Here is a 14,053-nt window from a genome sequence, read left to right as displayed (position 1 = left end):
CCTAAACATCGGCTTCCTCCGAGCAGGACCCGGGGACAAAATGCCCCTCCGAGCAGGACCCGGCACATAATACACAGACAGATACCAACATCACTAACATGCCCCTTCAATTCCACAACGCTGCTGTGGAACCACTCTGGCGCGATCTCAACCTTGAGGTCGCGCCTGGTGAGTTTCTGGCTGTTCTCGGTTCCAACGGCGTGGGCAAGTCCACGCTGCTCAACGTCGCTCTCGGTACTCGGCGCCTATCATCCGGCACCGTTAGCGTCGACGGCCCCATCGGCTACATCCCCCAGCAGCGCATGTTCGATCCAAACACCCCTCTACGCGCGAAAGATCTGGTGGGTCTCGCGGTGGCCAATGGCGTATTCACCAATCGCCGACCCAAAAAATCTCAAGTATTAGATGCCCTAGCGGAAGTAGGGGCAACAGGACTGGCGGATCTTCGCGTCGGCGAGCTCTCCGGTGGTCAGCAACAACTCATCCGCCAAGCACAAGCACTCGCCAACAACCCGAAGCTTTTGTTGTGCGATGAGCCTCTGCTTTCCATGGATCTTCGCGCACAGAAACGCACAGTGGAGCTTCTCGACTCGCGGCGTCGTGAGCACAACACTGCGGTTGTATTCGTCACGCACGGCATCAACCCAATCTTGGAGGTCACCGATCGAGTTCTCTACATCACGCCACATGGTCATGTCATCGGCACTGTAGATGAAGTGATGACTTCCGAAACGCTCTCCGAGCTATACCGCACAGACGTAAAAGTGTTGAATGTCGATGGAAGGTTGGTCGTCGTATGAGTGATTTCCACACCGGTAATTGGCTCGCAGACACCGTAACTCTGCTCAACGTAGACTTCGTTCAGAATGCGATCCTCGCTGCTCTCCTCCTGGGTATCGTCTCTGGAGCTATGGCACCGCTCATCGTGATGCGCAACATGAGCTTCGCCGCGCATTCCACCGGAGAATTAGCGCTCATGGGTGCTGCCGCCGCTCTCTTGTTTGGCTTTGGGGTCACCTGGGGAGCATTACTTGGGGCAGTGATAGCCTCCGTTGTATTAACTCTGTTGGGGGCTCGTGAGCAGGACAGTATTGTCGCTGTCGTCCTCAGCTTCGGCATGGGACTGTCGGTGCTGTTTATTTATCTGTATCCGGGGCGTTCTTCAGCAGCTTTTAGTTTGCTGACCGGCCAGATTGTGGGCGTGTCCACGGCTAGCTTGGGGGTGCTGCTCATACTCGCAGTTGCTGTGGTTGTGATCATGGCCCTGTTATGGCGCCCAATGCTTTTCGCTACGGTTGATCCGGTGGTCGCTGCGGCGTCGGGGGTTAAGGTAAAAGCTCTTGCAGTTGTTTTTGCGGTGCTCATAGGTGTGGTTGCTAGCCAAGGTGTGCAGATCGTCGGCGCGTTGCTGCTGATTGCGCTGTTGATCACTCCAGGGGCTGCTGCGGTGAAGGTCACCGCTAATCCGATGGTGGCTGTGGTACTATCCGGTCTTTTTTCCGTGATTTCTGCTGTGGGAGGCTTAGTGCTTTCCCTTGCCCCCGGCCTGCCGGTTTCTGTGTTTGTGACCACTATCTCGTTTCTGATCTATCTCATCTGTCGTGGCCTGGCTTATCTTCGTTCCCGACGCATGAATGCCGACGAAGTACGCGCCCGGGAATATGCGAAATCTACCTCCACGCTAGACCCCAATGATAATTCGACCGGGCACCATCATCAGAACCCTATCGTCCCCTAGAGAGTCCGGCGACGTCACCGAAGGGATCTAATGGTGGTCTGGAACTGCCAAGGCCTGGTTATTCCACCGCTAAGTCCCACGGTGCTGCGTCGAGGTACCACGGCATGGCGCACCGAGCGACTACGGCATGCCGCCCCGAGTGCCTATGGTGGCGCAGCGTCGAGCAACTACGGCATGCCACCCCGAGTGTCTACGGGATGCAGCGTCGAGTGACTAGCGCGCAGTTCAACGAATAGTTGCAGCATGCCTCGTTGAACAACTGCCGCGTGGCTCCTTATCTTTCGGTGCGACGCTGGCGGGCAAACTCAGAAAGCACAACCCCCGCAGCAACAGAGGCGTTCAGAGACTCAACCTTGCCCGCCATCGGGATGGACACAATGCTGTCGCATGTCTCCCTCACCAAGCGAGAGAGGCCTTTGCCTTCTGAGCCAACGACGATGACTACCGGAGTAGTGCCGTCATAAGTATCCAACGTGTGCTCTCCTCCAGCATCCAAACCAATCACCTGGTAGCCGGCGTGCTGGAACTGTTTCAAAGCTCGAACCATATTCGTAGCCTTCGCTACAGGCAGCCGAGCTGCAGTACCGGCGGAAGTACGCCAGGCAACCGCAGTGACGGAAGCGCTACGTCGCTCGGGAATAACCACGCCGTGCCCACCAAATGCCGCAACGGAGCGGATCACGGCACCCAGATTACGAGGGTCAGTGATGTTATCCAACGCCACGATCAAACCGGGTTGATCAGAAGCACTCGCGCGCTCGATAACATCCTCAACCTCGCGGTACTGATAAGGCGATACCTGCAAACCAATCCCCTGGTGCATACCATTGCCTATCATGCGGTCCAGTTCTTGTTTGGATACCTCCATCACCGCAATACCGCGATCCGCACATGTATGAACAGCTTCTGAAAGACGCTCATCCCCCTTGGCGCCTTCAGAAACGAACAATGCCGTCGCCGGGACTCGGGCATGTAAACACTCAATCACTGGGTTACGTCCAACCACAAGTTCAGCCTGATCCCCAACCCCATGCTGCTTCCGGGCTGCGGCGCGGTTATCGTGTGCGCCCGACGCACGCCGCTGCTGCTGCCTCTTGCGTTTATACGCTGCGTGATAAGTGCGATCTTCAGCCTTCGGAGTCGCTTTCTTTCCCGCAAGGCCCTTGCGGCGCTGACCACCGGACCCCTTCACAGAGCCCTTCTTATTGGTCTTACGGATAGCGCCCCTGCGCTGTGAATTACCGGCCATTATTCTCCCTAGTATTTCGAACTCGCCCAAGTTTATATACCGCGTCTGTTTATATTCCACCCCGGTGCCTTGCATGCACCGCGCCACGTAAAGCTCATCGCCTAGAGCAATCGGGCACTGACTAACCGAGCCCCAGGTATACCCATGGGCTGCACGGATAGGCGGTATTCAGGCCAGACGACGCGCACCGGTAGTATTTCTCGCATGACTACTGGAAAAAACCTGCCCCTGTCTGGGCCGGGCAACGCCGAAGCGGCAGCTGCACACGCTTCGCACGCGCCCGCACACACAGAATCATCCGCTGCAGCTCCCAACAACGCAGCCAAGAACTCCACAGTTTCTAATGCCACAGGTGCAGCTGCTCAACCCACCGATAGCACCCCGCGGCATATTCACGTTCCGCGTACGCTCTATCCGATTTTTGTCGCCGTGTTCATCGGCGTACTCATCGTCTCCAACATCACTGCTACTAAGGGTGTAGCAATCGGCCCGCTGGTTACTGACGGCGCGTTCTTCCTCTTCCCCCTGTCCTACGTGATCGGTGACGTACTATCCGAATGCTACGGCTATAAGGCGACGCGCAATGCTGTATGGGCTGGTTTCGCCATACTGGCACTAGCAATGCTCTGCTTCTTCATCGCCATTAAGCTGCCTCCGGCTGAGTTCTATGACAACCAAGCGGCGTTCGAAACCGTCCTGGGCACTGTGCCTCAACTAGTTCTAGCTGGGTTGGCGGGATATATCTTCGGCCAATTGCTGAACGCATGGTCGCTGAATGTCATCAAGAAGCACACCGGTGAAAAAGCTCTATGGGCACGTCTCATGGGTTCGACCATTGTCGGCGAATTTGTCGACACACTCATCTTCTGTTCCATCGCTGCGACGGCAATCGGGATCGACAGCTGGGGCGCATTCATTAACTACGTCGTTGTTGGCTTCTTCTGGAAAACCTTCGTGGAATTCTGCGTCATGCCAATCACCTATGCCGTGATCGCATGGGTCAAGAAGAACGAGGGCTATTATGAACAGCCGTCGGTTATGCCCGCTCGTCCTTCAACGACCACTTAGCCCCCTCGGCGGTATCCGTCACCTCGATACCGGCAGCCTTGAGTCGGTCTCGGACTTCATCGGCTACCGCCCAGTTCTTCTCAGCGCGAGCCTCTGCCCGGCGCTCCAACTCGGCTTTCACGAGGATGTCGAGAGCCCCCATTGCTGCGTCGGAACCGCCGAGTGAAGCCAAAGATGACTCTAACCACGTAGCTGACAGAGGATCAACACCTAATACTGCAGCCATAGCGCGGACGCGGCCGGCCAGTTCGATCACCTCTGCTTGTGCAGATCGATCTCCGGCTTCTGCCTTATCAAGAATCTTGTTACCGGCACGAATGGTCTCGTGAATAATGGCCAGAGCCTGAGGTACTGCCAGATCATCGTCAAGTTTTTCCGCAAATACTTCCGGGACGGTACCTACGGGCAAAGCTGCTGCCAGGGGGTGAATATCCGCTGAAGCACTGTCCGGCGCATCTGCCGCCAGTGCTGTAGTGGCTGCTGTGCTGGCTGCTGATGCCTTCGCGGCACTAGCGGCTCGCACCACGAATTTCTCTAGGCGCCTATACCCGGCGGCGGCTTCTGCGAGCGCACTCTCGGAATACTCCAGCATCGAGCGATAGTGCGCGCTACCCAGGTAATATCGCAGTTCGACTGGACGCACCAATTTCAGCACATTGGGAATACTCAACACGTTGCCCAGTGACTTGGACATCTTTTCACCACTCATGGTTACCCAGCCATTGTGCATCCAGTAGCGGGCAAAGCCATCACCTGCCGCGCAGGCTTGGGCAGCCTCGTTTTCATGGTGAGGGAATTGCAAGTCCAATCCTCCACAGTGGATATCGAACTCGCCTCCAAGGTATGTGGTGGCCATCGCGGAGCATTCGATGTGCCACCCTGGACGGCCTCGGCCCCACGGTGTATCCCATGCTGGTTCGCCCGGTTTGGCGGCTTTCCACATAGTGAAATCGCGGGGATCTCGCTTACCCTTACCAGCGGATTCTCCCTGGTCCATCTCCTCAAGCTTCTGTCCGGATAAGAAGCCGTAGTTTTCGATGGTGGCCGGTGAAGCATACACATTACCTTCGGCCGCGTAGCCGTGGCCATTGTCGATAATGCGCTGCATGTATTCGATCATCTGCGGTATGTGCCCCGTCGCACGTGGCTCAATGGATGGTGGAGTTACCCCCAATGTGTCATAGGCCCAGGCGAAAGCGCGTTCGTGAGTGGCGGCCCATTCCCACCAGGGGCGACCATTTTCTTTAGCCTTTGTGAGGATTTTGTCATCGATATCAGTGACATTGCGAACAAACGCCACGTCAAGGCCTTTAGCCTCCAGCCAGTTACGAAGAATGTCGAATGCCACACCGGAACGCACGTGCCCAATATGCGGGATGGATTGGACAGTGGCACCGCAGAGATAAATACTGGCGTGTCCTTCGCGCAATGGTGTGAAATCGCGGAGTTGGCGGGTAGCTGTATCGTAAATTCGCAGAGTCACGTTCTTCATTGTAGGTCAGGAGGCGCCATGAAAATCGCTACCGTCCGTGTTAGTGCGAATGAACTTGTTCATGTCGCTGTGGAGCACTTCGAGTCGGGCCGTGGGGTCGGTGCTGTTGTTTCCTCTTTATTCGACGCCAACCCAGCTGACCTGGGAAATGCTCAAAAAATTGAGTTTACTGCGCAGCAGTTGGCACCGGTGGTCCCTCACCCAGAGAGAATCTTTTGTGTGGGATTGAATTACCGTGAACACATTCTAGAAATGGGACATCCGGTGCCCGACCACCCAACGTTGTTTGGCAAGTTTGCGTCGTCTATCACTGGACCATTCGATGAGATCACGGTGGACGAGGCAATGAGTCACGCTCTTGATTACGAAGGGGAGCTAGCGGTGGTGATTGGACACGGTGGTGAGATCGCAGGATATGCGGTAATGAATGACCTATCGCAACGCGATTGGCAGTACCGGACACAGCAGTGGCTTCAAGGAAAAAATTTGGAACACTCCAGCGGCTTCGGTCCCTGGATGGTTACTGCGGATGAGTGCGATCCTGTTGCCGAAGGCGCTATGTTACGCACATGGGTTAATGGGGAACTACGTCAGGAACATTCGGTAGGGGACTTAGTTTTTCCACCGCGGAAGTTGATCGACTACATCGGAATTTTTACGCCATTACGCGCGGGCGATGTGATCGTCACGGGTACCCCGGAAGGTGTGGGACACGGAACGCAACCCCCGCAGTATCTTGAGGATGGAGATGAAGTGAAGATTGCTATTGAGGGTGTTGGAGAGATTTGCAACAGGATTCGCATCGATTCTGCCTAGCGGCTAGGTAACCCCGCTATCTGGAGCAAATTCGAACCGTTGGCTGTTGCAAGCTCAGTATCGCTCTCAAGTACAGGTTCAGCACCGCTCTCAAGTACAGGTTCAGCACCGCTGCTTAATGACAATCCTCCGCCGATGCCTGTTGAGCACTATAGGAACATCGAGAACAAGTTCACTACCGCTATCCCCTTCTTCATATGTGTTCTTGTCACAGCAAAGAGCAGGAGAACCACTATAAAAAACATCCCACAAGCTATAGGCACAAAATCCCAGAATACGGGGAGAAATTTCGTGGGAATCACGGCCACGAGAACGCACTGTAGTGCGGTTATCAACAGAACTGCGTAATAGGCCGTCCTCAGCGGGGATATCAAGCATACTAAGAAGAAAACGGAAAAAGCGAAGAGCGTATATTGCAACATCCCGGGGTTACCCAAAAGAGCGACAATCCCGCATTCCAACAAGCACAGTCCAAGGAATGCCCAATCATAGAGCAACCAACGACGAGAGGTAACTTCCTCTAGCTGTGACAATGTATTATCCCAATACACTACACAAGAACTCACCAAGGCAACCCCGAATGCAAAATTAAACGGAATAACACCCTGAGAGTATGAGTCTGCCCACGGAATCTGTATAGTAGTGGTGCCTAATAGGATAGCTCCAATTACACATACTGCGTGAATTACACTAACAATAGAAAAAGCGTGGCCGCGAAGATAGAGCACGAATTTCGGAGAATCCTGGGTTATGAAGTTCCTCATTACCCAGCCTGACATTCTTTTTGCGCTTGAAGGAGGATTTTCTCAAGGTCTATTGCTTCATTTGTTCCATTTCTACCGCGCCATTTTCCAGAGGAATCTAAAGCGATAGATTCCATCACTTCCAATGACAACTGAGGTAAGGACTCAGCCAAAGAATAGTCGTCCGTTTCCACAGCCCAACATGATTCAATTTTTTGCAGCGCCGGCTCGTGGCGGAGCAAATCCATCATAAGGTCGCTCTTTACCACTTGCTCATCGGAAGAACGACTAAATTTTATAACTTGATTTGATTCAAGATCAGCGTCTTCTAAACGATATCCCTGCACCCCCAAGGAATTCCACACGTTTTTATTTGCCTTCACCTCTTGTTCTGGAGTTTCTGGCCAAAAACAAATATTTTGTTCGCAAATCATAGCGCTTGTCGGGCGAGAAATAGCGGAATCATAGTTTCCTGTAGAACCATAGAAGTATCCAGTTACTACAAAGAGTAGAAGCACTACCACGGAACTTGCTCTTATAATCCAATCCCTAAACTTAATGCCCCGGTAAGAACATATAAAGAGAAGAGACCACACAAAGATAGAACCAAGCACCATCGCCGAAGGAATCCACAATACTGGATCTATGAATTGAGAAACTGAACAGCAGCTACCGTAGGGCTGACCGAACATTTGGCGCCATGCTACATCAGAGGAAGACAGCGGGTAGGCAGTGAGAACGAAAGGGATAAATAAACCGGCAGCAACAGCTATAGCAAATGGCAGGTAGAGACCAAGCGCCATCCCGAAGGCCATCCAAGTCACAGCATGCACAACAGTAAAGGCAACACCCAGAAGCACCGTAGATACCGAGTCCACATGACCAATACTCAACAGCTCATAAAGCATGAATACAATGGGCATCATGCACGCCACAGCGGATGGAGCCCCAAGCGATCTCATCCATACTTTCAATAAAAGGGGGAGGGAATTCCGGGACTCTAGGATTTTTCGGAACCTCCACATCTCTTTAGCCCCTATGAAGGAGAGAGCTGGCCCTAGAGTGTAAAATATGGCCAAATTATTGGCTACGATATTCGAACCCGTCTTCACCGAGTGTTGACTATAGCCAATAACCCACAGGCCTAAGAATGACGCGATTAATACAATAGCGATATTCTGGGACGCCGCTTTATTCATGCCCGCTCCCATCCGAGTTCCGCTCTAATCCTCCGTTAAAAGCCGCAGACAGCGCCCTAACGTATTCAGAATAATCAACTGCATTCTTGTGATCTGGAACGTTTTTATTAATAGCCAGAAATTCTTGGACTGATCCTTGAAAATCGACAATACCTCTATTTAGAACAACTACTTGTTCAAACGGCGCCTCGATCTCAAGAGGTTGATGGCTAGATACCCACAATCCCACGCCAGACGCAGCGATCGACCGGTATAAATTCTGCAAATCTCTTTTAGCTAGCGGGTCAAGCGCCGCACTCGGCTCGTCTAAAAGGATGTAGTCAGCTTGTGAGTTCAAGGCCGTTGCAATTTGTACCCGAGCCTGCTGTCCTCCCGATAATTTTTCGCAATCTTTTGTTTCATGCTCGGTCAAACCCACAAATTCTATCCACCGCGAAGCATCTTTGTTGCTTTGCTTCCATCCGGCACCATTGAGCCATGCAACATACGATACGTAGTCGCGCACCTTGAATCCACGGATACTTTCAAATTTCTGCGGTACGTACACCACATTCCCTAGTTCGGGTATAGCACCATCCGCAGTTTTCAGCTGACCCGCGAGCACTTTCATTAACGTCGTCTTACCGGAACCATTGACCCCTAGAAGCACTGTGGGCTGCCCGAAGTTCCCCGCTATTCTAACGTTAACCCCCTCCTGAGAACGCGGATACCGATACGAAAATTCATAATACTTGGTCAAGAGTCAACCCATTTCTCATGGGACACCGAGCGTTTTACATCACCTACTGGTCAATAATTTCGCGTATGAGCCTTGAGGAATGTTTAGGACATCATTTTGATCATTCCACGTCATCCGTGTTGAGCCTTTGACGTGCCCGTCATCACCACTGCACGATGTCGTTGCATTTGGTATTTTTTAATCTTGCGAATGGTTTGTATTTTCAACAATGCTAGGCAAAGCCTGAAATGTTGTCAACATTTTTCGCAAATTATTTATCCTTGAGTCTGCCACACCACCGCAGTAGCCACTGCTGCCACACCTTCTCCACGCCCGGTGAAACCCAGATGATCAGTTGTTGTCGCAGACACTGACACCGGTGCACCAATAAGCTCGCTCATCACCCGTTCAGCTTCGGTGCGCCTCGGCCCCATTTTTGGACGGTTACCAACCATCTGCACCGCCGCGTTTCCAATAACAAAACCTTTGGACTCTAGGAGCGCACGACATTCGCGCAATAACCTGGCGCCGGATACGTTGTCATATTCCTTCTGACCGACACCCACGAAACTGCCCAAATCGCCTAATCCAGCTGCACTAAGCAGAGCATCAACCACGGCATGCGCAACCACATCGCCGTCACTGTGCCCCTCGCAACCATCTTCGTCCTCAAATAACAGGCAGGCCATCCAACATTCTTTGCCTGGTTCAACCTGATGTGCATCTGTTGCTATGCCAACTCGTGGAATCACACCATCCTTTTTAATCTCCATTGGTTACCTTCCGTTGTTAGCTAATAGTTGGTGCCATTTCTTCCATCGATGGCCTGTGACCTTTAATTAATTAGTGCTAGCTACGACCCGCCACATCACCGTGGTGTGCCATCACAGAGCCCTCGATTCACATCCTTGCTATCGCTGTTCAGCAACATCTCCGCAATGCGATAATCCAGCGGAGTCGTGATTTTCATTGCCATCAAATCACCGTTAACGGCCACCACCCGTTTACCAGACATTTCCAGTAGAGAAGCGTCATCAGTGGCCAACTGCAGTGGCTGGTTACCTGCTTGTCTCGACGCGTGTGCGGAACTAATTTCCGTAGTCCTCATATACGCAAGGTTGGCCTCATACAGGGCATCGAGCTCACACACCTGCGGCGTCTGAGCAGCTCGCAGAGTGTCCCTGTTAGGAGTCTGTTCCAAAAGCGTCTCGCCGTCAGCTGGCCCTGAGGTGGCCTCATCAACAATCTTGATAGTGTCTGTCACCGGCATAACGGGCACAGCTCCCCACCATGCCTGACGCTCCACACCTTCAGCCGCTTTATCCACTACCTCACGGATCAAGGCCGGTGGAACTAGGCACCTGGCTGCGTCGTGTATCGCAACCAAACTTGAGCCAGTCACCCCTCGGCGTCTCAATTCCTCCAAACCAGCAAATACAGAGTCCATGCGCTCCCCGCCGCCTAACGCAACGCTCACGGACATTCCTGCCCAGGATGCACGGTTAATGGGGTCAGCAACCAGCCCCTCCGCAGCCTCCCGCATATCCGGGCTCACCAGCACAACGGCACGATCGATGCGCTCGGAATCAGCCAACGCATCCAAAGAGCGCTCTAGCAACGTGCGCCCAGCGAGCTGCACAAAGGCCTTGGGAGTATCAAACCCCAAACGAGTTCCACTGCCAGCCGCAGCAACCAAAGCATTAACAATCATGACTGTATTGGGTCACGCGCCTATTGCATGTCTAGACCTCGTCGCCGTCCAATTCCTCGTCAAGATCAATGAGCCCCTTGCTATCCTCATCTTCTTGTCCAGCTGCACGCGCTGCCTCGGCGGCCTCACGGTGGCGCTTAATCGTCTCTTGCATCTCCGCAAGTAGCTTGTCTGTCTTCTCGTCATCCACACCTTCAGCTAAAGCAAGTTCTCCCACGAGAATTTGCCGAGCCTTCGCCAACATGCGTTTTTCACCGGCGGACAGACCGCGATCTTGGTCACGACGCCACAGGTCACGCACAACTTCGGCAACCTTATTTACATCACCCGACGTAAGACGTTCCTGGTTCGCCTTATAACGGCGAGACCAGTTACCAGCTTCCTCCACATCAGTTTCCCGAAGAACGGAAAAAACTTTGCGCAATCCCTCTTCCCCGACGACGTCCCGTACGCCGACTTTTTCTGCGTTGGCAGCTGGAACGCGCACAGACAAATCACCCTGGTTGATGCGAAGAACCAGGTAATCTACGGTCTCGCCTTTGAATTCGCGCTGCTCAATCCCCTCGATTACTGCGGCGCCGTGGTGTGGGTAAACCACAGTATCTCCGACCTTGAATTCCATCAGCGTGCTAAGCCTGCCCTTCGGATTGATAATTGACGGCGTCTATTGTGTTGTTCTGTTCACGTCGTTAGTTCCGGCACACGGCGGGGCGGGTACACCCTTCACCACACCTGCATGTACTCAATCGACCGTGGACTCAACCGTGGACTCAATTGACGCACTTAATGCCGTTAATACCGAGCAATTCTACCGCACCGCCGCCTCGAACATGCCGGCGGGTCTGCACAGCTTGTTTTTCTCCCCACAATTGGGTTCTTTGTGGGTTCTTTGACTAGGAAAAAGAGCAAGCCAAAGGTTAGGCTAGTGTCCGAGAAGATTTAGCCTAATGACGCCTCAGATGGAGGATCACATCGTGAAGTCCCAGAAGTCGATTGCCGCTCGCGGCGCACTCGCACTGGTTGCCGCCGGTTCCGCAATGGCCCTGACCGCCTGTGGCGCCGGCCAGATTTCCCAGACCGCTAACCAGGTTCCAGCTGTTAACGGCACCAGCGGTGCGGTAAAGAATGTAACTGTGCGCGACGCTTCCGTAGTCATCGCCAAGGACGGCGAGGCCTACCTGAAGTTCACCGCTTCGAACGTAGAAGATAACGCTGCTTCTGTGAAGTTAGAGTCCATCAAGGTTGACGGTAAGAACGTAGATCTGAATGGCCTTTCTGAGATCAAGCCTGGTGGCAGCATTGTTACTGATACCCCTGACCTTGTGAAGGAAATCCAGCGAGGCGGAACCAACCTAAAGAATGAATACGGCTCCCCGAAGCTGGCCTCTTCCGAGGGCTTTTTCCCTGGCGGATCTAAAGATGCCGTGTTCACCTTCGATAAGGGAAAGATCACCATCCCTGTTTCTATCGTTAAGGAACAGCCAAAGTCCGGCGATACTTTCCGCGACAAGGATCAGAGCATCATTAATCAAAAGCAGTTTGAAAAAGATGCGAGCGAAGGCGCTCATCACTAGTTTTTACTTTACTGAAGGGCTCGGGCACCGAACGAGCTCGCATCGTCTTACTGAAGCCGTCTGGTTGTACCCCAGACGGCTTTTGTTGTGCTCTATGTCTGATGATTTGCTGGGCACTTCGCTACATAGTAGGCATAGCATTGGATTACGCTTCGCACGTCACATTTTCTGCCCACGTCTGCGATCATCCGCATTCACGGCAAGCACGAAATAGATAATGCCGAATTCACGGACAACAGGCACTAGCCCAGAGCAAGCACTAACTCAAATTGAAGGTGGCAGGTTCCGACACGTTATCGCCGACGTGCGCATAGAGGAGATAAGAACCTGGCCCCACAGGCTGGCGATTATCACACTGATTGGGGGCGGACGTGGTCTTAGACCAAGCTCCCAACTCGTAGTTCACCGACTTCCCCGGGGCAATCTTCACTTCACCCGTCACATCTGGCCGGTTGCAATCTAGGTCAGCCCAAACGCGCTCGTAATTATTTAGCGTGAAGACCTCGAACTTCAGCTGATTGTCATCCATGTCAATCACGCAATCAGCATTCGTGGGGTTTTTCACAGTGGCGAAGAAATTTGGCTGCTGATCCGCCCCAAAGGTCACTGCACCAGGACGCGCAGTGATCTGGAGGTCTTCCACAGAACACGTCTCTTTGCCGTTATTCTTGGACGTCTGCGATGCCGAGGTATCTGTCTTGTCCTCAGACTTCTTAGCATTCTTGCCAGAATTAGGTGGCTCATTAGGAGAAGTCACATTTGGCGTCGTCGAAGAGGTAGCAGCAGCATCTGTGGACTGCGTGGTATTGCTCTCATCACCACCACTCAGCGCGCTGATGATCCACGCAATAAGCAAAACAACCAGAATCAGAGCGACCACCGCAGCGATGCGACGGCGCATATACACTTCGCGCGGCAACTTCCTGTTTCGATTGTTCTCACTCACAGGTCAGAATTTTACCGGCGAAACAGATCGGCAAGGTGTAACAACACAGCGCTAACGCTGATCTACCGTCATGGTTTCACCGCCGATATCCAGACCATAGCTCACCAACGGTTCGGCCTGGCCATCCTCCAACCGATACCGCAGCCCCACCACAGCCACTCGTCCATCCACGATGCGCTCGCGAATCTCCGGAGAGCGATCCACAATGTGATTCGCAATCTCCGCGACGTGGTTACGCTCAAAATTCTCGATTCCCGTCAGCCCTTTAGCTCGAGCACTCAACAGGGATGGTGTGACCTTCTCCACCAATACACGCTGGAATCCGTTCGGCATCACGCCTTCGTTCAGTGCGCGTTCCGAGGCAGCAACGGCACCGCATTTCTCATGCCCAAGTACCACAACCAACGGCACCCCTAAGGAGTCGACTGCAAACTCCAAGGATGCCAGCACGGATAAATCCGTGATTTCACCCGCAGTGCGGATGACAAACACATCTCCCAAGCCCTGATCAAAAACGATCTCCACTGGCACACGCGAATCACTACACGCCAGCACCACCGCGTGCGGGTTCTGCCCCTTATTCAATGCGTCACGGGTCGCACCGTCCTGGCGTGGATGATCCACCTGATGTTCCACAAAGCGCCGGTTACCCGCTTCCAAGGCCTCCCACGCTTGGCGTGGTGTCAGCTGAGTGGGCTCACCCTGGCCATGGTCGCACGAACCATGGTTGGAATCGGTGTCTGCAGTGATGCTCATGGGCTCTATTGTGCAACCGCGCATGATCCGCATGCCAACACAC

General features: G+C 53.3%; 14 protein-coding genes. 5 read left to right on the top strand and 9 right to left on the bottom strand.

Annotation, left to right across the window (positions count from 1 at the left end):
* The first annotated feature begins 98 nt into the window (after positions 1–98).
* Positions 99–800 carry a metal ABC transporter ATP-binding protein gene (locus GP473_RS01625; RefSeq protein ID WP_185769445.1) on the top strand — a complete coding sequence of 234 codons (702 nt, stop codon included), beginning with the start codon at positions 99–101 and terminating at the stop codon, positions 798–800.
* The gene (locus GP473_RS01620; protein WP_185769446.1) at positions 797–1,738 is read left to right on the top strand and encodes a metal ABC transporter permease; all 942 of its coding nucleotides are present in this window, start codon (positions 797–799) and stop codon (positions 1,736–1,738) included. The genes GP473_RS01625 and GP473_RS01620 overlap by 4 nt, the downstream gene beginning before the upstream one ends.
* A gap of 274 nt (positions 1,739–2,012) precedes the next feature.
* Here the strand turns inward: GP473_RS01620 and rlmB are convergent, their stop codons facing one another.
* Positions 2,013–2,987, bottom strand: a complete 975-nt coding sequence (gene rlmB, locus GP473_RS01610) for a 23S rRNA (guanosine(2251)-2'-O)-methyltransferase RlmB (RefSeq protein ID WP_185769448.1) — start codon at positions 2,985–2,987, stop codon at positions 2,013–2,015.
* Positions 2,988–3,191: 204 nt separating this feature from the next.
* On the opposite strand from rlmB, the gene GP473_RS01605 reads away from it, so the two are divergent.
* Positions 3,192–4,055, top strand: coding sequence for a queuosine precursor transporter (locus GP473_RS01605; RefSeq protein WP_185769449.1), 864 nt, complete (start codon positions 3,192–3,194; stop codon positions 4,053–4,055).
* Here GP473_RS01605 and cysS read toward each other — a convergent pair.
* Positions 4,024–5,538, bottom strand: coding sequence for a cysteine--tRNA ligase (gene cysS / locus GP473_RS01600; protein ID WP_185769450.1), 1,515 nt, complete (start codon positions 5,536–5,538; stop codon positions 4,024–4,026). The two genes, GP473_RS01605 and cysS, sit on opposite strands and share 32 nt — an antisense overlap.
* 27 nt (positions 5,539–5,565) lie before the next feature.
* Here cysS and GP473_RS01595 point away from each other — a divergent pair, with 27 nt between their 5' ends.
* Positions 5,566–6,363: a fumarylacetoacetate hydrolase family protein gene (locus GP473_RS01595; RefSeq protein WP_186277032.1), complete on the top strand. Its 798-nt coding sequence runs from the start codon at positions 5,566–5,568 to the stop codon at positions 6,361–6,363.
* A gap of 763 nt (positions 6,364–7,126) precedes the next feature.
* Here GP473_RS01595 and GP473_RS01590 read toward each other — a convergent pair.
* The 5 genes from GP473_RS01590 to GP473_RS01570 form a co-directional block, all read right to left on the bottom strand.
* On the bottom strand, positions 7,127–8,305 hold the full coding sequence (locus tag GP473_RS01590) for an ABC transporter permease (RefSeq protein ID WP_186277031.1): 1,179 nt from the start codon (positions 8,303–8,305) through the stop codon (positions 7,127–7,129).
* A complete protein-coding gene (locus GP473_RS01585; protein ID WP_185769453.1) occupies positions 8,298–9,044 on the bottom strand; it encodes an ATP-binding cassette domain-containing protein in 747 nt (248 codons plus the stop codon). Before GP473_RS01585 ends, GP473_RS01590 begins: the two co-directional genes overlap by 8 nt.
* A gap of 254 nt (positions 9,045–9,298) precedes the next feature.
* Positions 9,299–9,796 (bottom strand): 2-C-methyl-D-erythritol 2,4-cyclodiphosphate synthase, encoded by a 498-nt coding sequence (gene ispF, locus GP473_RS01580; protein WP_185769454.1) that lies wholly within the window; start codon positions 9,794–9,796, stop codon positions 9,299–9,301.
* Between the two features lie 95 nt (positions 9,797–9,891).
* Entirely contained in the window at positions 9,892–10,734 is an 843-nt protein-coding gene (locus GP473_RS01575; protein WP_185769455.1) for an IspD/TarI family cytidylyltransferase, read from the bottom strand.
* Between the two features lie 31 nt (positions 10,735–10,765).
* Positions 10,766–11,356 (bottom strand): CarD family transcriptional regulator, encoded by a 591-nt coding sequence (locus GP473_RS01570; RefSeq protein ID WP_185769456.1) that lies wholly within the window; start codon positions 11,354–11,356, stop codon positions 10,766–10,768.
* Between the two features lie 325 nt (positions 11,357–11,681).
* On the opposite strand from GP473_RS01570, the gene GP473_RS01565 reads away from it, so the two are divergent.
* The gene (locus GP473_RS01565; protein WP_185769457.1) at positions 11,682–12,308 is read left to right on the top strand and encodes a hypothetical protein; all 627 of its coding nucleotides are present in this window, start codon (positions 11,682–11,684) and stop codon (positions 12,306–12,308) included.
* Between the two features lie 259 nt (positions 12,309–12,567).
* Here GP473_RS01565 and GP473_RS01560 read toward each other — a convergent pair whose 3' ends face one another.
* Together GP473_RS01560 and GP473_RS01555 are read right to left on the bottom strand one after the other, a co-directional pair.
* The gene (locus tag GP473_RS01560) at positions 12,568–13,254 is read right to left on the bottom strand and encodes a hypothetical protein (RefSeq protein WP_185769458.1); all 687 of its coding nucleotides are present in this window, start codon (positions 13,252–13,254) and stop codon (positions 12,568–12,570) included.
* A gap of 51 nt (positions 13,255–13,305) precedes the next feature.
* Positions 13,306–14,010 (bottom strand): carbonic anhydrase, encoded by a 705-nt coding sequence (locus tag GP473_RS01555; RefSeq protein WP_185769459.1) that lies wholly within the window; start codon positions 14,008–14,010, stop codon positions 13,306–13,308.
* Positions 14,011–14,053: the final 43 nt, after the last annotated feature.

The organism is Corynebacterium anserum (assembly GCF_014262665.1).
Taxonomy (GTDB): domain Bacteria; phylum Actinomycetota; class Actinomycetes; order Mycobacteriales; family Mycobacteriaceae; genus Corynebacterium; species Corynebacterium anserum.
The sequence above is the reverse complement of the archived record's forward strand: the minus strand, read 5'-3'. Positions and strand labels throughout refer to the sequence as shown.